The organism is Weissella thailandensis, assembly GCF_001932615.1.
Lineage (GTDB): Bacteria > Bacillota > Bacilli > Lactobacillales > Lactobacillaceae > Weissella > Weissella thailandensis.
Genome location: NZ_CP014332.1, coordinates 448,125 through 469,271 on the forward strand (window position 1 = coordinate 448,125; position 21,147 = coordinate 469,271).

The window sequence follows — 21,147 nt, forward strand, 5'->3', positions numbered from 1 at the left end:
AAACAAATGTGTAGGGTCATCAAGTAATTTACTTGATACAAAACATTTGTGAAGTCAATTCACTAATAAATTCGTTTAACTTCTGTTAAACAAATAACAACAAATTGAGTTATACTCAAACTTTTAAAATGAGAGTTTGATCCTGGCTCAGGATGAACGCTGGCGGCGTGCCTAATACATGCAAGTCGAACGCTTTGTCTTTAATTGATCTGACGAGCTTGCTCTGATGTGATTTTATCTGACAAAGAGTGGCGAACGGGTGAGTAACACGTGGGTAACCTACCTCTTAGCAGGGGATAACATTTGGAAACAAGTGCTAATACCGTATAATACTAACAACCGCATGGTTGTTAATTGAAAGATGGTTTTGCTATCACTAAGAGATGGACCCGCGGTGCATTAGCTAGTTGGTAAGGTAATGGCTTACCAAGGCGATGATGCGTAGCCGAGTTGAGAGACTGATCGGCCACAATGGGACTGAGACACGGCCCATACTCCTACGGGAGGCAGCAGTAGGGAATCTTCCACAATGGGCGCAAGCCTGATGGAGCAACGCCGCGTGTGTGATGAAGGGTTTCGGCTCGTAAAACACTGTTATAAGAGAAGAACGACATTGAGAGTAACTGTTCAGTGTGTGACGGTATCTTATCAGAAAGGAACGGCTAAATACGTGCCAGCAGCCGCGGTAATACGTATGTTCCAAGCGTTATCCGGATTTATTGGGCGTAAAGCGAGCGCAGACGGTTATTTAAGTCTGAAGTGAAAGCCCTCAGCTCAACTGAGGAAGGGCTTTGGAAACTGGATAACTTGAGTGCAGTAGAGGAAAGTGGAACTCCATGTGTAGCGGTGAAATGCGTAGATATATGGAAGAACACCGGTGGCGAAAGCGGCTTTCTGGACTGTAACTGACGTTGAGGCTCGAAAGTGTGGGTAGCAAACAGGATTAGATACCCTGGTAGTCCACACCGTAAACGATGAGTGCTAGATGTTCGAGGGTTTCCGCCCTTGAGTGTCGCAGCTAACGCATTAAGCACTCCGCCTGGGGAGTACGACCGCAAGGTTGAAACTCAAAGGAATTGACGGGGACCCGCACAAGCGGTGGAGCATGTGGTTTAATTCGAAGCAACGCGAAGAACCTTACCAGGTCTTGACATCCCTTGCCAATCCTAGAAATAGGATGTTCCCTTCGGGGACAAGGTGACAGGTGGTGCATGGTTGTCGTCAGCTCGTGTCGTGAGATGTTGGGTTAAGTCCCGCAACGAGCGCAACCCTTATTATTAGTTGCCAGCATTTAGTTGGGCACTCTAGTGAGACTGCCGGTGACAAACCGGAGGAAGGTGGGGATGACGTCAAATCATCATGCCCCTTATGACCTGGGCTACACACGTGCTACAATGGCATATACAACGAGTCGCTAACCCGCGAGGGTACGCTAATCTCTTAAAGTATGTCTCAGTTCGGATTGTAGGCTGCAACTCGCCTACATGAAGTCGGAATCGCTAGTAATCGCGGATCAGCACGCCGCGGTGAATACGTTCCCGGGTCTTGTACACACCGCCCGTCACACCATGAGAGTTTGTAACACCCAAAGCCGGTGCGGTAACCTTTTAGGAGCCAACCGTCTAAGGTGGGACAGATGATTAGGGTGAAGTCGTAACAAGGTAGCCGTAGGAGAACCTGCGGCTGGATCACCTCCTTTCTAAGGAAAATCGGAATCCTACACATTCATCGAAACGATATTTAGTTTTGAGTGGTTAACACTCAATTGGAATCTTTGTGATTCGACCTGGGACTGTAGCTCAGCTGGTTTAGAGCGCACCCCTGATAAGGGTGAGGTCGGAGGTTCGAGTCCTCTCAGTCCCATGATATGGGGAATTAGCTCAGCTGGGAGAGCACCTGCTTTGCAAGCAGGGGGTCATCGGTTCGAACCCGATATTCTCCATAGCAACCTGATGGGTTGCTATTAGTTCTTTGAAAACTGAATCATAATTGTAAATTTTTAAATTCATTTAAATTGATTTTTATCAATATAAATTGAGCCGAAAAAATACACCGCGTAATTTTTTGAGTTTTTTAAATAAGTTTAAAATCGCTTGTGACCATTGAGTCACAATACTCAAACGAAATCATCAACGTAAGTTGATCGGTTAAGTTATTAAGGGCGCATGGTGAATGCCTTGGCACTAGGAGCCGATGAAGGACGGGACTAACACCGATATGCCTCGGGGAGCTGTAAGTAAGCTTTGATCCGGGGATTTCCGAATGGGGGAACCCAACTTGTTATGCAAGTTATCGTTTTAATGAATACATAGTTAAACGATGGTAGACGTTGTGAACTGAAACATCTCATTAGCAACAGGAGAATAAAGAAAAATCGATTCCGTCAGTAGCGGCGAGCGAACACGGAGAAGCCCAAACCAGAGTGCTTGCACTCTGGGGTTGTAGGACTACCGTTGTGGAGTTACAAATTTGTTTATTAGCAGAATCAGCTGGGAAGCTGAGCGACACTGGGTGATAGCCCCGTATGCGAAAGTAAGCAAACTCCCGTGTAGGATCCTGAGTACGGCTGGACACGTGAAATCCAGTTGGAAACTGCGAGGACCATCTCGTAAGGCTAAATACTCCCTAGTGACCGATAGTGAACCAGTACCGTGAGGGAAAGGTGAAAAGCACCCCGGAAGGGGAGTGAAAAAGTTCCTGAAACCATGTGCCTACAACAAGTTAGAGCCCGTTAATGGGTGATAGCGTGCCTTTTGTAGAATGAACCGGCGAGTTACGATAATATGCAAGGTTAAGGTGGAAAGACCGGAGCCGTAGCGAAAGCGAGTCTGAAATGGGCGACTGAGTATGTTGTTGTAGACCCGAAACCAGGTGACCTACCCATGTCCAGGGTGAAGGTGTGGTAAAACGCACTGGAGGCCCGAACCCATACATGTTGAAAAATGTTGGGATGAGGTGTGGGTAGCGGTGAAATTCCAATCGAACTTGGAGATAGCTGGTTCTCTCCGAAATAGCTTTAGGGCTAGCCTCGGAAGAAAGCGTGTTGGAGGTAGAGCACTGTTTTGGTGCGGGGCCCATCTCGGGTTACTAAACTAAGATAAACTCCGAATGCCAATCACGTATGTCCGGGAGTCAGACAGTGAGTGATAAGATCCATTGTCGAAAGGGGAACAGCCCAGATCGTCAGTTAAGGTCCCTAAGTGTGTGTTAAGTGGAAAAGGATGTGAAGTTGCATAGACAACTAGGATGTTGGCTCAGAAGCAGCCACCATTTAAAGAGTGCGTAATAGCTCACTAGTCGAGTGATTTTGCGCCGAAAATGTACCGGGGCTAAACACACCACCGAAACTACGGGTGCCACGTAAGTGGCGCGATAGGAGAGCGTTCTAAGCGCAATGAAGTCAGACCGTGAGGACTGGTGGAGCGCTTAGAAGTGAGAATGCCGGTATGAGTAGCGAAAGACAGGTGAGAATCCTGTCCACCATATGACTAAGGTTTCCTGGGGAAGGCTCGTCCTCCCAGGGTTAGTCGGGACCTAAGGCGAGGCCGAAAGGCGTAGTCGATGGCTAACAGGTTGAGATTCCTGTACCAGGTGAACATGTTTGAACGATGGAGGGACGCAGAAGGCTAACGGATCCCAGCTGCTGGAAATGCTGGGCCAAGCAATGAGTCTTAGTGTGAGTTAAATGCTTGCACTTATACGGACAAGTTGTGATGGGGACCGAAATAAAGTAGGGAAGTCTGTGATGTCACGCTGCCGAGAAAAGCTTCTAGTTAGTGTTTACCTGCCCGTACCGCAAACCGACACAGGTAGTCGAGGAGAGCATCCTAAGGTGAGCGAGTGAACTCTCGTTAAGGAACTCGGCAAAATGACCCCGTAACTTCGGGAGAAGGGGTGCTCAGCGCAAGCTGAGCCGCAGTGAATAGGCCCAGGCGACTGTTTATCAAAAACACAGGTTTCTGCAAAATCGTAAGATGACGTATAGGGGCTGACACCTGCCCGGTGCTGGAAGGTTAAAAGGAGTACTTAGTTTCGACGAAGGTACGAATTGAAGCCCCAGTAAACGGCGGCCGTAACTATAACGGTCCTAAGGTAGCGAAATTCCTTGTCGGGTAAGTTCCGACCCGCACGAAAGGTGTAACGATCTGGGCGCTGTCTCAACGAGAGACTCGGTGAAATTTAAAGACCCGTGAAGATGCGGGTTACCCGCGACAGGACGGAAAGACCCCATGGAGCTTTACTGTAGCTTGATATTGAGTGTTTGTGCAGCTTGTACAGCATAGGTAGGAGCCGTAGAAATCGGGACGCTAGTTTCGATAGAGGCAAACGTGGGATACTACCCTCGTTGTATGAACACTCTAACTCACACCACTAAGCGTGGTGGAAGACAGTGTCTGGCAGGCAGTTTGACTGGGGCGGTCGCCTCCCAAAAAGTAACGGAGGCGCCCAAAGGTTCCCTCAGAATGGTTGGAAATCATTCGCAGAGTGTAAAGGCACAAGGGAGCTTGACTGTGAGACTTACCAGTCGAGCAGGTACGAAAGTAGGGCTTAGTGATCCGGTGGTTCCGCATGGAAGGGCCATCGCTCAACGGACAAAAGCTACCCTGGGGATAACAGGCTTATCTCCCCCAAGAGTCCACATCGACGGGGAGGTTTGGCACCTCGATGTCGGCTCATCGCATCCTGGGGCTGTAGTCGGTCCCAAGGGTTGGGCTGTTCGCCCATTAAAGCGGTACGCGAGCTGGGTTCAGAACGTCGTGAGACAGTTCGGTCCCTATCCGTCGCGGGCGTAGGAAATTTGAGAGGAGCTGCCCTTAGTACGAGAGGACCGGGGTGGACGTACCACTGGTGTATCAGTTGTTCCGCCAGGAGCATCGCTGAGTAGCTATGTACGGATGAGATAAACGCTGAAAGCATCTAAGTGTGAAACTCGCCTCGAGATGAGATTTCCCATTCAGAAATGAAGTAAGACCCCTCAGAGATGATGAGGTAGATAGGCTAGAAGTGGACGTGTGGTGACACATGGAGCGGACTAGTACTAATGGTTCGAGGACTTAACCAAGTAGCAAGTGGTGTAAGGCAAGAAAAAATAAGCAATTATGATTCAGTTTTGAGGGAACTAAGTTCACTCAACAAAAACGTGTCGTGATGATGGCACTGAGGTCACACCTGTTCCCATACCGAACACAGTAGTTAAGCTCAGTAGCGCCAAAAGTAGTTGGAGGATCGCCTCCTGCGAGGATAGGACGTCGCGATGCAATTGAAAGCAGTTCACAGTAATATGTGAGCTGCTTTTTTTGTACAAAATATAATTTTCTTCGTCTTTAATAACTGGTTAGGAGAAAATTATGGTAGACAATCAGGATAAATCTATTTTGTATGGTCGCTTAGCGGTATATCGTACAGAAGACTGTCATCGGCTAACTAAAAAAGCTAGCATTATACCGGCAATTGATAATGGCTACTGCGGACGTTGCCAAAGTAAAATTTTAATGCATTGGCAATTACCTGGTGATGAAAAGTACTGTTGGCAGTGCGCTAACATGGGAAGAATTACTACTAAGCATTGTTTGGTAACGATTGAGGAACCTAATGATTTTGAAACAATAGTTAATCCATGTACTTGGCAGGGAAAATTGACCTCTTTACAACAGCAGGTGTCTGATGAACAAATTAAAGCTTTAAAAGAAGGAAAGTCCCATTTAACCTATGCAGTTACAAGTGCAGGGAAGACGGAAATGTTATTTCCGATGTTAACATTAGCAATCAAACAAAAGAAGCGAATTGCAATTGTTTCGCCACGAATTGACGTTATTCTTGAATTGAAAATAAGAATTAAAGCAGCCTTTAATGTACCGTTTATTGTGTTATTTGGTGGTACTGAAGATGAGTACCGATATACGCAGTTAATACTGGCAACGACTCATCAATTAATGAAGTTTAAGCAGGCATTTGATGTCATTGTATTGGACGAAGCAGATGCTTTTCCATATGAAAATAGTCAATTGCTCGTTACATCAGTTTATCAAGCGCTAAAGAAAAACGGTATTATATTTTTTTTAACAGCAACTCTGAATACAACTTTGAAAAAAATGATTAAGCGTCAGGAAGTATTATTGTCGACATTACCACTTCGTTTTCATGGTCAACCGCTACCTAATCTTAGTGTACAAAGAGTTAATAAATGGCGTAAAAGGTTACCTATAAGAGTAGTTAGGCAAATGATACATTTAAAAAATAAGAGCATAAAATTTTTGGTTTTTGTCCCTCAAGTAAAAGACATAGAAAATGTTATCAATCAAATAAAAAACAAGAAATACGGACTAAAAATTTTAGGCACTTATGCAGCTGACGCTACTAGGTTAGAAAAAGTACAAGCAATGCGCGACGGGTTAATTGATGGTCTTGTAACAACAACGATACTAGAACGTGGTGTGACTTTTTTAGGAATTGATGTATTGATATTAGGTGGTGATGAGCCGGTTTTCTCGACGGCAACATTGATCCAGATAGCTGGTAGGTGTGGCCGCAGTGCAGACCGCCCTAATGGATTAGTTAGAGTTTATGTTCAGGAAAAAACAAAACAAGTGGTAGACGCAATTGCAGAAATACACTACTTAAACAATTTAGGAAAACATTATGAAATGTGAATTATGTCAGTTAAATATAAATAATTCATGGCAGTTGCGAGATTTTTGTGATTTTTCAGTATACAAGCCAACCTTTATTTGTAAAATGTGTTATGATAATTTTCAACAAATTGATCCCGAGAAGGCATGCTTAGAATGTCAGATTACAACAGAGCAAAAATATTGTATTGACTGTCAGCGTTGGTTTCGGTTAGGTTATCCTAAAATACATAACCAATCATTATTTAAGTATGATACACAGATGAAACGATATTTTAAGGCCTACAAATTTGAAGGCGGTTACCATCTTCGGAATGTTTTTAAACAGGTTATGCAACAAAGGCTAATTAAAGTCCAGGCGGATATGATAGTGCCAATCCCAATAACTACTGATACTTTTATGAAACGTCAATTTAACCAAGTAATTGGTTGGCTAGATGGTATGACATTTGAAGAGTTATTAATTTGTCGAGAGGTAAAAAAAGATAAACAGTCGCAAAAGACAAGGGATGAACGATTGTGTACAAAGCAACCTTTTGTTTTACGGCAACCAGGTATTAACTTGGAAAATCAGAGAATTTGCTTAGTAGACGATATTTATACAACAGGGCGTACGTTAAGGCATGCTGCACATTGTTTAATGGCAGCTGGCGCCTTGGAAGTTACATCATTAACTCTTGCCAGATAGTGATGGTGATGCTCCTTGAATGTTAACGCTTTCTTTTTTTGTTATCAATATGTTACAATATACTTACCGATAGGATACAGAAATGAATCTTTAACGGCATGTAAGATAAAAATTTTGGGGATATTATCTTATAAATTTAGTCAGACAGGAGACAGGATTATGCTAGAATTTAAGGTACGTGGTGAAAACATTGAAATCACTGATGCGATGTCAGAATACATTGAAAAGCGTATTTCTCGACTTGAGCGTTATTTAAATACTGAAGCTAGTTATATCGCTCGCGTTAATGTACGATCATACAAGGAAGGTACGTTTAAGACAGAGGTAACTATTCAATTACCATACTTGTTACTTCGTGCAGAAGATACGCAAACGGATATGTACCAGACAGTTGATTTTGTTTCTGATAAGTTAGAACGTCAAATTCGAAAGTACAAGACTAAAGTTAACCGTAAGTCTCGTGAAAAGGGTTATAAGGGATTAGCAAATACTGATTTCATGGCAGTAGATCCAACAACCGTTGCTGACGCACGGGAAGCTGAGCCCGAAGATGACGGTATAGAAATTGTTCGTAAAAAGCATGTTGATTTGAAGCCAATGGATGCGGAAGAAGCTGTATTACAAATGGAGCTTCTAGGACACGAATTCTTTATTTTCCAAGATGCTGAAACTGATTTGCCAGCGGTTGTTTATAAGCGACGTGATGGTAAGTATGCTTTACTTGATACAGTAGACTAAAATGAAATGTTCAGGTAGGTAGAATCTTTGGGGTTGTTATCTACTGAATAAGACAATTTAAAATTTTAAAGACTAGGAGTATTTCCTGGTCTTTTTATCTTTAAGTATTAAAAATGATTTATAATGACATAAAAGCTAATGAAATGTATTAAGGAGAAGAAATATGCCTAAGAAAAAATATATGACAACGCAACAATATGGGATGCTATTAAGCGAATTAATTGAAACAATCCAAGAGGCTGGCGATCGTGTAGCACCTTTTTTTGAAAAATTAGATGATGTGTTAAAAAATAATCAGTTGGCGCAACTACCAAATGAGGAATTTGTTGAAGTGGCAACTGAGTTTGAGAATGTGGTTGAAATTTATCAAGATGTATCCAAAAAATTAAATCGTGTAACGGCACCAGTTAGATTTATTGGTGCTCATCAAATGGTCAAACAAACCTTTATGGATTATACAGCTGCCACTAAAGTAATGGCTGATTCTTTAGATGTTACGTCGCAGCAAGTAAACGTAGCTGATTTTAGACAACCAGAAGCAGACCAAGATGTATATATGGATAAATTCTTAGCACAAATTCGCCGTATCTTTACAACGGTCACTGCATAATGACAAAGATGGCAGAAATGAATGATGTGTTAGACATCGATATCGCCAAAAACGTCAGCTCGCAGTTGAATTTGCCGACGCATAAAGTGAAAGCAGTGGCGGACTTATTAGATGAAGGAAATACCGTACCGTTTATTGCGCGTTACCGTAAAGAAGCAACAGGCAATTTGGACGAAGTACAAATTCGTGATATTCAATCGACTTCTAAACAATTAATCGAGTTACAAGCGCGAAAACAAACCGTTTATAAGGCAATTGTTGAACAGAATATGATGACGAAGGGGATTCAGCAGGCAATTGTTACGGCTGATACGCTGCAAAAAGTGGAGGATATTTACCTTCCTTATAAGAAAAAGCGTAAAACAAAAGCAACGGTTGCTAAAGAAGCCGGATTAATGCCCTTTGCACAATTCATTCAAACTTTTCCAAGTGGCAGTTTGCAAGATGAAGCAACTAAATATATTAATCCAGATAAAGGGATTTCAGATGTCGCGGCTGTTTTTGCGGGCGTCCATGAAATTTTTGCGGAAGTAATTGGTGAAAATGCTGGTTTGCGTGATTGGGTACGTCAGTATACTTTAAATAAAGGACATTTCGTTGCCAAACTCAAACGTGGTGCTGACAAAAAAGATGAGCAAGGTGTTTTTGAGCTGTATTACGATTTTGATGTACCTGTAAAAAAGGTCTTGAATCATCAAATACTAGCCATTAACCGTGGTGAAAGTGAGGGAATATTATCTGGTAATATTATTGCTGATGAAGATGCCATCACTCGTTATTTGAAGTTTCGTCTAGTTGGCAGTAAAAAAGGTCCGGCTACTGATATATTAGTACAGGCTGCCCAAGCTGCTTATAAACGGTTTATTGGTCCAGCCATTGCCCGCGAAATTCGGAAAACTTTATTCGGCAGGGCTAGTGGAGATGCGATTAAAGTATTTGGAACTAATCTATATCATCTGTTAATGGCAGCACCGCTTCGTGGTCAGATCGTCTTAGGATTTGATCCAGGAATTAGGACGGGTTCGAAATTGGCGGTCGTGGATAAAGCAGGTCAATTTTTAGATAAAGCAGTGATTTACCCACACAAGGCACAGAAATATGATCCTAAGGGTGCTCGAGAAACGATCATTAAGTTAGTTAAAAAGTATCAGGTGACGTTAGTGGCTATTGGAAATGGTACGGCTTCTCGTGAATCACAGCAATTTATTGCTGATATTATCCAAAATGAGCTACCGGATTTAAGATATGTGGTTGTTAATGAGGCTGGCGCTTCGGTATATTCGGCTAGTGATGTCGCACGAGCTGAATTTCCGGATTTACCAGTTGAACAGCGGTCAGCTATTTCAATTGCGCGAAGATTACAAGATCCAATGGCTGAATTAATTAAAATTGATCCACAAGCTGTTGGTGTAGGGCAATACCAACATGATTTACCAACAAAGGAACTTTCTCTAGAACTAGATAGCGTGCTAGAAACGGCCGTTAATCAGGTTGGTGTTAATTTAAATACCGCTTCACCACAATTATTGACGCATATTGCTGGTCTAACGACAACGATTGCAAAAAATATAGTTGCGTATCGAAATGAAAATGGGCAATTTCAAACCCGTTCGGAGTTAAAAAAGGTCGCTAAGTTAGGACCAAAGGCATTTGAGCAAGCTGCCGGATTTTTACGTATTCCTACGGGAAACAATCCTTTAGATAATACCGACATTCATCCGGAATCTTATCATGTAGCAGAGAAAGTGTTGCATACAGCTGCTGTGAAAGACTTGGGAGACAGTGCAAGTAGTGCTTTACATGAGTTTGATACACCGTCATTTGCACAACAATTGTCGATAGGATATCCAACACTACATGATATTATTTCTTCATTGATTGAACCTGGCCGTGATTTACGAGATGATGCACCGATGGCAACATTGAGATCTGATGTACTAACTTTAGATGACTTAGAAGTGGGAATGCAGCTTCAAGGGACAGTGCGTAATGTAGTTGATTTTGGTGCCTTTGTTGATATTGGTGTTCATGAAGATGGATTGGTGCACATTTCTAAATTATCGCAGCAACGCGTGAATAATCCACATAGTGTCGTTGCCGTCGGTGATATTGTGACTGTCTGGGTAGTTGAAATTGATAAGAAACGACAACGAATTGGCTTAACAATGGTTGCGCCAGAATAACAATTTAATATTTAAGTGGCATACTTTCTAATGGTATACGGCCATTAGAAATCTTGCATATGATAAGTATATTTGATAGTATTAACTGTGTTGATGTTTTCAACATGGTATGCGATCGTGGCGGAATTGGCAGACGCGCAGGACTAAGGATCCTGTGGTAGAAATACCGTGAGGGTTCGACCCCCTCCGTTCGCATTTTAATGAATTTACAGGTACCTGACATAACAGCGACGTGTTGTTGTGTCAGGCTTTTTTTGTATGTTAGCGTGCGACTATTATTTTCAGAATTAACTATGTATAATACTATTTATATAAAGGGAGGAACTCAATAATGGTAGTTAAACACTTTTTTTCAGATATGGATTCAACCTTGTTGGGGTCAGATAATGGTATTCCGCAACATAATATTGACATTATAAAGAACATTGATATTCCGTTTACGTTAGTTTCGGCACGAGCACCAGTAGAAATGGATTTTGCAATTGATACGTTAGATTTGAAAAGGCCTCAAATTGGCTTCAATGGTGGAATTATTTATGAAGGAACTGGTAACAACCGAAAGGTGATGCAGAAGAAAACAATTGGATTTCATGTCGCAAAGTCTTTGGTAGAAAGTGTTTGTAAAAAATTCCCAGATATTTCACTTAGTTTTTATGATGAAAATCATTGGTATGCGGAGGGAATAGACAATGGGATTAAGTTAGAAAGCGCAATAACTGGACAAACACCAACAATCGTTAATTTTAATAACTTGTTACAGGGAAACTTGGATGTTTACAAAATTATGATAGTTATTTTTGACGAAGAGACCATGCAAAGTTTGATACAGTATTTGAACAACAAAGGCGAAGAAACTGTCGTTATTCAGCGTTCTGGTAAAAACCATTTAGAGATTACTAACAGTCAGGCAATAAAAGCTAATGGTATTAAGTATGTCTTGGCGACAGAGCATATTGATGTAGAGAGTACATATGCATTTGGTGATGGTCACAATGACATACCAATGTTTGAGTTAGTTGGTCACCCTGTTGCCATGGACAATGCGGTGGCAGATCTCAAAAGACATGCGGAATTTATTACAGGTAATAATGATGATGGTGGCGTGGGTGAGTTTATAAAAAACTTGGTTTAAAAAATAGTCTTATATATTGGCTCTAACTTTTTGGACCATAATTATACTATAAAGTTTACAGCTTATAATTAATACATTTTAGTCTTATATGAAAAAGATGAGGCTAACGTTTTTCTAACTGATAGATATAATTTTTACATATTAATAGCATTATATATAAGAATTAAGGCACCGATACCAAAGAAGATCAGTCCCCAAATAATTTGTGAAATGACACTTTTATCACCAAAATAAAGGCGAATCAGTGGCGCAGTTTGGCCAAGAATGGTAATTAGTAATCCTAATATCACCAGCGCCAATCCGATTAAACTAAGCATATTTTCCTCCATGATAGATATGAATTATTTGTTAAGAGTTAGCTGTGAGGGGATAATTACTTTTTGTCTATTGATTAATGTGGTATTATAGTACCCGAATTGAGATGAGCTGTAAATGGGTATAAGTGACTCTTTTTTTATTAACTAGGAAAATAAAATGTGACTTGTTTATTTATAAGTGAATGAGGTAAAATATGTAAACTCTTGACAATCATCCTAAGGAGAGGTATGATAAGTCTTGTGGTTGTGTTAATACAAACATTCATGGAGATATACCCAAGTCTGGCTGAAGGGAACGGTCTTGAAAACCGTCAGGTCGGGAAACCGGCGCGAGGGTTCGAATCCCCCTATCTCCTTTGACATCTAATAGATGTTTTATTTATATCATAGCGGGTTGGAGCAGTCTGGTAGCTCGTCGGGCCCATAACCCGAAGGTCGTAGGTTCAAATCCTACACCCGCAATTTATGGAGATGTACCCAAGTCTGGCTGAAGGGAACGGTCTTGAAAACCGTCAGGTCGGGAAACCGGCGCGAGGGTTCGAATCCCTCCATCTCCTTCTTATAAATAACCGTGTCCCGTGGACACGGTTATTTTTTTATCAATATCATTCTGAATATATGAGGAGTTTAAGATATGCCGATACGTCGAATTCGCTATTCTCAATATGCAATAGTTATGCTTATATTAGCAGTATTATCTGCGCTGTTTTTGCCAACATTAGTGGGGACATCCACATTAATGTCGGCACATATAAAAAATATGACAATGACTATTTTTGGGATAGCCGCTGTGATGGTTGTTTATACGGATGACCGAATGATTAAGCAGGCCTTATATCAACAAAAACAGCTACGTGTTGTGACACTCTGGTTACCAATTTTAGGCCAGACTATTTGGTATTTGGCTGTTCTTTGGATTTATCTAACTAACATGACAGGGTACGCTATTTTAACGATGACCTTGCCAATCTTATTTTTAGGTATGGCTTTATTGCTTATATCATTGGGAGCCTTACAAAAGGAAACACTATCGATTATTTTAAATGCTCCCATGAAAAGAACGGCTCACCGATTGAACATTACTACGATGTTCTTGGCTATTTATGCGCTACTATTCTTTGGATTAACAACCAATTGGATTTATGGTCTAACGACTATGGCATCCGTTTTGTTGATTACTGATGCAAATTGGCCAGCGCTATGGTCTGGATGGCATCGAGAGCAAAGTTTAGAAAAACTAGCAACCAATGGTGTAAACTTTAAAAATGCTCGGGTTATTGAAAAGTTACCACAAGTAACAACGATCATTACAGAAAAAAGTGGTATTTTAACTGATAATCATATGACAGTACATTCTATCCTGTCATTGGATAAAAGATATAGTGATTTCGATATTTTAGGAATAGCGACCGGTTTATTATCAATGGACGAAAATTCAGCTTTGTCAAAGTCGATTTTACAGTATGCAGAAAATCATGGTGTCTTTCCATCAACGGCTTCTGAACCTGAAATTATTGATGGTGCTGGGATAAAAGGGGTTATTTTAAATGAACGTTTTGCAGTTTTGTCGGCAGCTGAAGTGGTGGCTGAAGGCTATGATGTCGATTTGAATGCCTTGGAAACTTACAAAATGTTGGGTAACTCAGTTAGTTATGTCGTTGATAGTTTACAAGTAATTGGTGTCATCACTTTTGGTGATACTTTAAATAAAGCCTTACTTTCTTTAGACCGGTTTTTTACTACCCGGCATTTAGATGTAAAAATTGCCTCTGGTGATACGATTGGGGCAACGATGCAATTAACGAATATTATGACTTCCTTGGACGAAGTAAAGTCAGATTTAACACCAGCTGAAAAGACAGCACAACAAGAACAGTGGACATCTCAAACTAACACGATGTTTGTGACGAATCAGGATAATTTACCAACGCAAACAGATACGATTACCGTAGCCGTGGACAGACCAGATGTTAATGCTGATATTCACGTTGCTAATGTAGCTGATTTAGAAAAATTATGGGCGACTGCTGATCGTTTGATTCAGATTGATAAGAGAATGTTATCGTTGGCTAGTTTACCAATTATTATTTTGCTCTTATTAGCAGCAGGTTTAGGTATCTTTATTTCTCCATGGTTGTATGTTGCGCCAGTTTTGGCCGTCATTATTCGTTGTGCGATGAGCTATCTTTTACGTTTACGAGTGAAACGTTAATTAATAAATTTAAAAAATATAAAACCGTTATATTAATATTGTTATCATTTTTGAAAAACGATAGCAGAAAGAAATGTTGATATGACGGTTTTTTGTCGCTTACATCTATTATTACTTTGATTGACTTATTATATAGAAAAGCCTAAAATTAAGTATGTGTTATTAAGCGCAAAAAAACACTATTGATTTGACATAAAAGTCAATTCTCTAGACAGGAGAAACAAGATGAACATAGTATTGATCATCCTGTTGTTGCTTGTCGCAATCGTAATTAGTGGTGGAATTGGTTACACGGTGGCTAAAACAAAAATTAACCATACGCTAACTGTTTCACAGCAAACGGCTACAGATATAACGAATCAAGCTGCTACTGATGCAGAGCAATTAAAGAAAAAAGCTCTTGTTGAAGCGCGCGATGAAAGCCAACGTTACCAACAACGTATTGAAAGTGAATTACAAGAACGCCGTTCTGAAGTAAAATCACAAGAAGATCGTTTGGTAAGTCGTGAATCTGTGTTGGATCGAAAAGATGCTTCTTTGCAGAAACGTGAAGAAGTTATTTCGAACAAGGAAACAAAGTTAGATCATCAACGGCAAAGTGTCAATGATAAGCAAAAACGAGCTGAAGAATTAGTTACTGAGCGTGAAGGAAAGCTTATTGAAGTTGCTAACCTGTCACGTGAAGAGGCTCGTAATCAAATCTTGTCAGAAACCAAGGAATCATTGGTTTCTGAACGAGCTAAGATGATCAAAGATAGTGACGAACGTGCTACTGCAGAAGCGGATAAGCGGGCTAAAAACCTGGTTGTCAGTGCGATTCAACGTTCAGCAGCTGATATGGTTGCTGAAACGACAGTCTCTGTTGTGACACTTCCTAATGATGATATGAAGGGTCGTATTATTGGTCGTGAAGGTCGTAATATTCGAGCACTTGAAACGGTTACTGGTATTGATTTGATTATCGATGATACACCAGAAGCGGTTGTTCTAAGTGGATTTGATCCTGTTCGTCGTGAAATCGCTAAAAACACGTTGGAGAAACTAATTGCGGATGGTCGTATTCATCCTGCCCGTATCGAAGAAATGGTTGAGAAGTCTCGTAAAGAGATGGATGAGCATATTCGAGAGGTTGGGGAACAGACTATTTTCGATTTGGGAATCCATAATATGCATCCTGACCTGGTTAAAACTGTTGGTCGGATGAATTATCGAACAAGTTATGGACAGAATGTCCTTGTTCATTCAATAGAAGTCGCAAAACTAACTGGCTTGTTGGCAGCTGAGTTAGGGGAGGACGTTACGCTTGCCAAGCGCGCAGGATTATTACACGATATTGGTAAAGCCATAGATCATGAAGTAGACGGTTCTCATGTAGAGTTAGGTGTCGAATTGACAACGAAATACAAAGAGCGTCCAGTTGTAATCAACTCGATTGCATCACACCATGGGGATGTTGAGCCAGATTCTGTGATTGCTGCTCTGGTTGCTGCTGCAGATTCAATTTCAGCAGCACGACCAGGTGCACGATCAGAGTCGTTGGAGAACTACGTTCAACGTTTGCAACAACTTGAATCTATTGCAAATGGATTTAATGGTGTTGAAAAATCATATGCTATTCAGGCTGGCCGAGAAGTTCGTGTTATTGTAGAACCAGCAGCTGTTTCAGATATTGAATCAACTGTCTTAGCCCGTGATATTAGAAACCAAATTGAAAACGATTTGGATTATCCAGGCCATATTAAAGTAACTGTTATTCGTGAATCGCGTGCCATCGAGTATGCAAAGTAAGAAATAACTAATAGAATAAGACGGAGCTAGGAATGAGATTTCTAGCTCCTTTTTCTTTGGACAAAGAATATTTGATAGAATTTAATTATAAATACATATAATTAATGGCATTCATATCAATAAAATGAAATTAATTTCATGTAAGGGGTTTACAAATTCATTGGAAACGCTTACAATAATAAATGTGTTAAGGATACGGGGGAACGTATGCAAAACTAATCAAGATTATGAAACACTAGCGGATGGGGACCGCTAGGATGTTAATTGTCGCATTTCACTCTTACTGTTCGAATGATTGTTTAATCTCAGAAACTTGCTGAAAACTCTTCTCCTTCAGAAAAAATGAGAATGATAACTTATTTAACAGTTCGAGCAGTAAGAGGGTGATGAGACGACTCTTTATCAACATCAACGCTTTCACAATCAAAAAATATTTTGTGGGTCGTCAACCACACCATGTCGCCTTGCGGATACGCAGAGCGATTTTTTTATGCATTTTATTTGCTTTGTTAGAAAATAATTATAAACAGATTATTCGCATATTTTATAGCATATCGATATACTATAGTTATTCCCCGTGGTAGTTAAACTAATGACTATCTAGTACATTTTATGTACAAAGCGTCGTAGATATACGGCGCTTTTTTATTTATAATGATTAAAACGTGTTGACAAAAATGAAAAATAGATTAAAATTGTACTTATCAATTAAACAAAGGAGCAAAAATGATGGTACATAAGATGTTAACAACTGGATCAGTGTATTTTACTTTTTGGTTTTTTTAGGTGACTATCCGAAATGACCAAAAGCATTTTTGCTAGGTTTCGGATAGAGAAAATATCCGGAACCAAATAAATATGACTTAATTATCTGTTAAGGCATATCGGGACTGGGTATTTTCAAAGAAAGTACTCAGTTTTTTATTTGGAAAAACTGAGTACTGATGACAGTCAGATAATGGATGAATAAAAACAGGAGAAATCGTATGGAAGCGCGAAAATTAAGTAAAAAAGAATTTGGCTCGGCTATTTTAAATGGGAATGCTAGTGGAATTATTGTGGCACTGATTCCAACAGCAATTGTGAGCCAGTTATTGGCAGCAATGCCTCAAATAGAGATTGTTAAGACGCTGACCATGATGGTGACGTTAGCGCAAAGTGCGTTACCAATTATCGCAGCGTTTGCGGTGGGAACTTTGCTTAAGTTCGGTACTGTTGAAAGTGCATCAATGGCCTTGGCAACATTCATTGCTTCAGGAGTCGTAACGGTTCACGGTGGACAGTATGTTATTAGTGGATCAGGTGTGATTCTGAATATTATGCTAACAACCTTTATGGCAAGTATTGTAACGATTGTCTTTCATAAGTTATTAGGACAATTACGAGCAGTGTTTGAACCATTAGCGGTTTTGGTCGTCGGTGGTGGCTTAGGGCTATTAACATTACCAGTGATGGTAGCGATTCAAGATGCGATTGGTGCGGTCGTTGATGCTGCTACACAGACAGCGCCGCTAGTTATGGGTATCTTGTTGGGTATTATTTTTGCTGTGTTGATCGTTTCACCATTATCTTCAGTTGGTATCGCAACTGCGATTGGGTTGACGGGTATTGGAGCTGGTGCCGCTAATACTGGTATTGTGACGGCTTCGCTTGTATTAGCTATTATGAGTATGAAAGAGAATTCATGGGGCCTATTTATCGCGCATTTCATGGGTTCGCCAAAAATTCAAATGGCTAATATGCTGTCAAAGCCAAAGTTATTTATTCCTGTCATAATTGCATCAGCAGTTGCGGGTGGTGTTTCTAGTGTACTAAGTATGTCAGGAACGCCCTTCTCTGCAGGATTCGGTATGTCAGGGTTCATTGGACCTATTACAGCTCTGAATGAATCAGCTGGTAGTGGGATTGGCTTACGAGTTAGCTTAACTTTCTTCATTGTACCGATTGCGATGGCCCTGATTATGAAATACATTTTTATTGATAAATTGCAATTAGTCGAGTCAAAGGACTTAAAGTTGCCAGAAGTTTAATTTTGTAATGGTTATTAGGATAACGTTTAGTTATTCTGATAGCCATTATTTTTTTGAAAATCAAAAATATAATTTGACAATCTAATATTAGATTGTGTATAGTATTGCTTGTAACATAAATGAAATAATAATTAGGAGAAAAAATCATGACTGAACCAGTTCTAAATGCCAATCAGTTAAATAAGACATATGCAAGTACGTCAGGGGTGGCACATGAAGTACTACACAATCTATCGATGACAGTCGACAAGGGAGAGTTTGTGGCAATCATGGGACCATCAGGGTCGGGAAAATCAACATTGTTAAATATTCTTTCAACGTTAATGCAGCCTTCGTCCGGATCGGTGACCATTAATAATAAAAATATTTTGCAAATGAATGATGCCGAAATTGCCAAATTCCGTGGGCAAGACATGGGATTTATTTTTCAAGATTATAATTTAATTGAGAGTTTAACAGTTCAAGAAAATATTAGTTTACCACTCACTTTGCAAAAAGTTAGCCCCAAGGACATTAAAAAGGCTGTTCAAAAAGTGGCTGAGTTGCTACACATTGAGTCTTATTTAAAACAGTATCCAACTGAATTGTCTGGTGGACAGCAACAACGAGTGGGAGCTGCACGAGCTTTAGTACACAACCCAACTCTTATTTTTGGTGATGAACCTACCGGTGCGTTAGATTCAGAGAATGCACGCGAAATGATGAACTATTTGAACCAGATTAATGAAAATGAAGGCATTTCGATTGTCATGGTAACCCATGATGCTTTCTCGGCGTCATTTGCTTCACGTATTTTGTTTTTAACAGACGGTCAAATTACCAAAACGATTAGCCGTGATAGTCGTTCAAGAGAAGCTTTCTATCAACAAGTGTTATCTGAATTAGGAAATTTCAATTAGGAGGAGCGTATGTTTGGAATTGCTTTAAAATCATTGCGGTCTAAATGGCGTGACTACATTGTCTTATTTGTTGGTCTGATTATTTCGGCTGCTATCTTTTATATGTTTAGCGCAATGGCCACGAATCGTGCATTTTTAGAAGCCAATTCGGTCGTGTCCCAGATTTCAGTTATCTTTGTTATTGGTGAAGTACTGTTAGGACTAATTACTTTTGTCTATTTAAATTTTGCAAATGGCTTTTTGTTAAGATTGCGACAATCCGAGTATGGATTAATGTCAATGCTTGGCGCAACAAAGAAGCAAATCGGTTCTTTGTTATTGCGAGAAACTTTAAGTATCGGAGTTATTGCAACGATTATTGGGATTCTGATTGGATTTGCTTTAACAGAGTTAAGTAGTCACTACTTAATGAGCCTTTTGGGTGTGAAATTAGCCCATTGGCAATCTATTTCAATGAAATCAGTGATTATTACATTGGTATTTTTCATTGTGTTATTTACGTTAAATGGTTTGTATAATCGGCATCGTTTGCGTAAGCAAGATACTTTAACCTTGTTATTAGCTAATAAGCAAGTTAATCAACCGATCGTACACAAGGTAATTGATCCATTGCTTGGTTTAATTGGTCTGGGCTTATTAGTGATTAGTTATGTTTTGATGCCTAATATTGTTAAGGTTGGCTTATCTGGTTTTGTTGTCATTTTGGTACTAAATGTTTTGGGAACATACTGGTTTGTCAGTCGAACGTTAAAAATGCTAACGAATTGGATCCGAAATTCAACGTATAGTTTGCATGGATTGCGTGCCTTTATTAATGGACAGCTTGCCTTTCGTTTGCCAGATTATCAACGAATATTGTCTTCAATTGCCGTTATGTTTGCCTTAGCATTAGGCGCAATGTCAGTTGGGCAAGGTTATTATCGTATGTTACCAAGTCAGGCTGAACAAACATATCCAGTGACAGCAGTTTATGCCACAGATAAAGTTAATACAGACAACTTGAAAGGTGTGCAATGGCAGCAAGATTACCAATATGTTGTTAAAGGACAAACTGTCTATTTTAATGCAACAGAGTTTAATGAACATAAGTTACCAACAAAAGTATCAGCAAAAAACGGGTCAGGATTGCAGACAAAGTGGGTAACTGGTGATTGGTTAAAAAAGAAGGCAGCCTATGATTACACATTAGATGGTATTGCTAATCAAATTCTAAATCAGCAGTATGGTGCTAAAGCCGTTGTGACAGAAAATGCATCAGAAATGATGACGCATGGGGTACCTCGTACGATGCAAATGGTTAAGGTATCTGACATGATGGCCAATGATCAGGCATTATCACATAACCAAAAGTTACAAGAAAAAATTGTTGGGACAAAGTCAGAGTTTGCTACCGGCTCATATGCAACTTATAGTCAGTTGAAGGGGATTTTTGGTGGTATTGAATTCATGGGAATATTCCTAGGAATTGGCTTTTTGGCAATGTTGGCGGCGACGTTAATGTTTAAGACCTTGTCAGGCGTTGCCGACGATAAGAATCGTTACCGTGTGTTAGCGATGATTGGTACGAGTGAGAAAAAAATCACGCAAACAATTGCGGTTGATTTGGGTATCTTATTTGTTATCCCAATGGCGATTGGTATTTTAGATGTTATATTCGGCTTGCAAATGTTTGCGCCATTAATGGCCGGTGCAAGCAATGCCTATCTTGGTTTCGTACCTTCTCTAATAGGCATCGTATGTTTGTACACTATCTATTATTGTTTAACAGTTTGGATGTATCGTCGATTAATTAAAAAGTAATTCGCCATTTTTTCAGAGAATACGTTATAATAGGAGCATATTCAAAATGTTGTGGAGTTAATAACGAAAGTTAAAGACATCGATGCCACACAAAAACGTCTACCTAAACGCGCAAGGTAGG

At 40.1% G+C, this 21,147-nt stretch carries 12 protein-coding genes, 6 tRNA genes and 3 rRNA genes; 20 read left to right on the top strand and 1 reads right to left on the bottom strand.

The genetic code is table 11. The features are described from left to right. Window positions 1-124 precede the first annotated feature (124 nt). The 12 genes from FOL01_RS02130 to FOL01_RS02185 all read left to right on the top strand — a co-directional run bounded on the left by FOL01_RS02130 (window position 125) and on the right by FOL01_RS02185 (window position 11,980). Window positions 125-1,699 (top strand): 16S ribosomal RNA (locus tag FOL01_RS02130). Window positions 1,700-1,788: 89 nt separating this feature from the next. Then, window positions 1,789-1,863, top strand: a tRNA-Ile gene (locus FOL01_RS02135). 6 nt (window positions 1,864-1,869) lie between these two features. After that, window positions 1,870-1,942: transfer RNA gene (locus FOL01_RS02140), tRNA-Ala, on the top strand. Window positions 1,943-2,145: 203 nt separating this feature from the next. Further along, window positions 2,146-5,062, top strand: a 23S ribosomal RNA gene (locus FOL01_RS02145). Window positions 5,063-5,141: 79 nt separating this feature from the next. Continuing rightward, a 5S ribosomal RNA gene (rrf, locus tag FOL01_RS02150) occupies window positions 5,142-5,258 on the top strand. The 16S, 23S and 5S rRNA genes sit together here with 2 tRNA genes alongside, the layout of an rRNA operon. Window positions 5,259-5,348: 90 nt before the next feature. Beyond that, window positions 5,349-6,650, top strand: a complete 1,302-nt coding sequence (locus FOL01_RS02155; protein WP_083603403.1) for a DEAD/DEAH box helicase — start codon at window positions 5,349-5,351, stop codon at window positions 6,648-6,650. After that, window positions 6,640-7,317 carry a ComF family protein gene (locus tag FOL01_RS02160; RefSeq protein WP_083603404.1) on the top strand — a complete coding sequence of 226 codons (678 nt, stop codon included), beginning with the start codon at window positions 6,640-6,642 and terminating at the stop codon, window positions 7,315-7,317. The genes FOL01_RS02155 and FOL01_RS02160 overlap by 11 nt, the downstream gene beginning before the upstream one ends. Before the next feature lie 159 nt (window positions 7,318-7,476). Continuing rightward, a complete protein-coding gene (gene hpf, locus FOL01_RS02165) occupies window positions 7,477-8,055 on the top strand; it encodes a ribosome hibernation-promoting factor, HPF/YfiA family (protein ID WP_075269098.1) in 579 nt (192 codons plus the stop codon). A gap of 163 nt (window positions 8,056-8,218) precedes the next feature. After that, window positions 8,219-8,665, top strand: coding sequence for a hypothetical protein (locus FOL01_RS02170; RefSeq protein ID WP_075269099.1), 447 nt, complete (start codon window positions 8,219-8,221; stop codon window positions 8,663-8,665). After that, window positions 8,665-10,848: a Tex family protein gene (locus tag FOL01_RS02175; protein WP_083603405.1), complete on the top strand. Its 2,184-nt coding sequence runs from the start codon at window positions 8,665-8,667 to the stop codon at window positions 10,846-10,848. Before FOL01_RS02170 ends, FOL01_RS02175 begins: the two co-directional genes overlap by 1 nt. Before the next feature lie 111 nt (window positions 10,849-10,959). Continuing rightward, window positions 10,960-11,043: transfer RNA gene (locus FOL01_RS02180), tRNA-Leu, on the top strand. A gap of 136 nt (window positions 11,044-11,179) precedes the next feature. Beyond that, window positions 11,180-11,980: a Cof-type HAD-IIB family hydrolase gene (locus tag FOL01_RS02185; protein WP_075269100.1), complete on the top strand. Its 801-nt coding sequence runs from the start codon at window positions 11,180-11,182 to the stop codon at window positions 11,978-11,980. Window positions 11,981-12,114: 134 nt separating this feature from the next. On the opposite strand, the gene FOL01_RS02190 is transcribed toward FOL01_RS02185, so the two are convergent. Then, window positions 12,115-12,297 carry a hypothetical protein gene (locus FOL01_RS02190; RefSeq protein ID WP_075269101.1) on the bottom strand — a complete coding sequence of 61 codons (183 nt, stop codon included), beginning with the start codon at window positions 12,295-12,297 and terminating at the stop codon, window positions 12,115-12,117. Window positions 12,298-12,563: 266 nt separating this feature from the next. Here FOL01_RS02190 and FOL01_RS02195 point away from each other — a divergent pair. From FOL01_RS02195 to FOL01_RS02230, 8 genes are all read left to right on the top strand, one after another. Continuing rightward, window positions 12,564-12,653: transfer RNA gene (locus tag FOL01_RS02195), tRNA-Ser, on the top strand. Window positions 12,654-12,685: 32 nt separating this feature from the next. Further along, window positions 12,686-12,759: transfer RNA gene (locus FOL01_RS02200), tRNA-Met, on the top strand. A gap of 5 nt (window positions 12,760-12,764) precedes the next feature. Beyond that, window positions 12,765-12,854 (top strand) — tRNA-Ser (locus FOL01_RS02205). Window positions 12,855-13,057: 203 nt separating this feature from the next. Continuing rightward, window positions 13,058-14,509: an ATPase P gene (locus tag FOL01_RS02210; protein WP_207649846.1), complete on the top strand. Its 1,452-nt coding sequence runs from the start codon at window positions 13,058-13,060 to the stop codon at window positions 14,507-14,509. Between the two features lie 225 nt (window positions 14,510-14,734). Continuing rightward, window positions 14,735-16,297: a ribonuclease Y gene (rny, locus tag FOL01_RS02215; RefSeq protein WP_075269103.1), complete on the top strand. Its 1,563-nt coding sequence runs from the start codon at window positions 14,735-14,737 to the stop codon at window positions 16,295-16,297. A gap of 986 nt (window positions 16,298-17,283) precedes the next feature. Beyond that, complete coding sequence (locus FOL01_RS02220) at window positions 17,284-18,327, top strand: PTS sugar transporter subunit IIC (RefSeq protein WP_075269104.1); 1,044 nt, start codon at window positions 17,284-17,286, stop codon at window positions 18,325-18,327. Between the two features lie 146 nt (window positions 18,328-18,473). Next, on the top strand, window positions 18,474-19,226 hold the full coding sequence (locus tag FOL01_RS02225; protein ID WP_075269105.1) for an ABC transporter ATP-binding protein: 753 nt from the start codon (window positions 18,474-18,476) through the stop codon (window positions 19,224-19,226). A gap of 9 nt (window positions 19,227-19,235) precedes the next feature. Beyond that, window positions 19,236-21,026 (top strand): FtsX-like permease family protein, encoded by a 1,791-nt coding sequence (locus FOL01_RS02230; protein WP_075269106.1) that lies wholly within the window; start codon window positions 19,236-19,238, stop codon window positions 21,024-21,026. Window positions 21,027-21,147 lie beyond the last annotated feature (121 nt).

Coding starts and splice junctions, on each gene's coding strand:
- FOL01_RS02155 (WP_083603403.1), top strand. CDS start 5,349: ATGGTAGACAATCAGGATAAATCTATTTTGTATGGTCGCTTAGCGGTA.
- hpf (WP_075269098.1), top strand. CDS start 7,477: ATGCTAGAATTTAAGGTACGTGGTGAAAACATTGAAATCACTGATGCG.
- FOL01_RS02175 (WP_083603405.1), top strand. CDS start 8,665: ATGACAAAGATGGCAGAAATGAATGATGTGTTAGACATCGATATCGCC.
- FOL01_RS02190 (WP_075269101.1), bottom strand. CDS start 12,297: ATGCTTAGTTTAATCGGATTGGCGCTGGTGATATTAGGATTACTAATT.
- FOL01_RS02220 (WP_075269104.1), top strand. CDS start 17,284: ATGGAAGCGCGAAAATTAAGTAAAAAAGAATTTGGCTCGGCTATTTTA.
- FOL01_RS02225 (WP_075269105.1), top strand. CDS start 18,474: ATGACTGAACCAGTTCTAAATGCCAATCAGTTAAATAAGACATATGCA.
- FOL01_RS02170 (WP_075269099.1), top strand. CDS start 8,219: ATGCCTAAGAAAAAATATATGACAACGCAACAATATGGGATGCTATTA.
- FOL01_RS02210 (WP_207649846.1), top strand. CDS start 13,058: ATGACAATGACTATTTTTGGGATAGCCGCTGTGATGGTTGTTTATACG.
- FOL01_RS02185 (WP_075269100.1), top strand. CDS start 11,180: ATGGTAGTTAAACACTTTTTTTCAGATATGGATTCAACCTTGTTGGGG.
- FOL01_RS02230 (WP_075269106.1), top strand. CDS start 19,236: ATGTTTGGAATTGCTTTAAAATCATTGCGGTCTAAATGGCGTGACTAC.
- rny (WP_075269103.1), top strand. CDS start 14,735: ATGAACATAGTATTGATCATCCTGTTGTTGCTTGTCGCAATCGTAATT.
- FOL01_RS02160 (WP_083603404.1), top strand. CDS start 6,640: ATGAAATGTGAATTATGTCAGTTAAATATAAATAATTCATGGCAGTTG.